Source organism: Gluconobacter sp. P1D12_c, from assembly GCF_018812105.1.
Taxonomy (GTDB): domain Bacteria; phylum Pseudomonadota; class Alphaproteobacteria; order Acetobacterales; family Acetobacteraceae; genus Gluconobacter; species Gluconobacter oxydans_A.
Genome location: NZ_JACSIQ010000701.1, coordinates 1 through 392 on the forward strand (window position 1 = coordinate 1; position 392 = coordinate 392).

The following is a 392-nucleotide window of genomic DNA, read 5'->3' on the forward strand; positions in this document are numbered from 1 at the left end:
GTCATGAAATGCCGACCGATCGAAGGTTCGGTAGCCATAACGCTTCATCAGGTGGGCCAGATGGGATCGACGGGTTTCGTCACGACGTCCGTAATGGGACCAGAGCCCAGGGGACAGGTCGAGCTGCCGCGCAACAAATGACAGAATGGGAGCCGGTGGTGTTTCACCAGATTCCAGCACCCGTCCCGGCCAGCGCATGTAGAGCATGMCCATCGTGAAACCCAATCGGGAGGTTTCTCCGCGGCGGGTTGCGATCAGATCGAAGTCATCCTGGCTGAGTGTAAAATGTCTCGTGATCTCGCGATCATCGACAGAAGGCTCGTAATGTCGGGCGAGAGCTTCACGGGTCAGAAGACGGCGCCGCGCCATGATCGGATGTCTCCTTCATGTGT

At 57.8% G+C, this 392-nt stretch carries 1 protein-coding gene; it reads right to left on the bottom strand.

Going from position 1 to position 392, the window contains the following annotated elements; genetic code table 11:
• Window positions 1–369, bottom strand: a 369-nt coding sequence (locus KP705_RS18805) for a DUF4158 domain-containing protein (RefSeq protein WP_215765406.1), incomplete at its 3' end; no start/stop codon positions are given.
• Window positions 370–392: the final 23 nt, after the last annotated feature.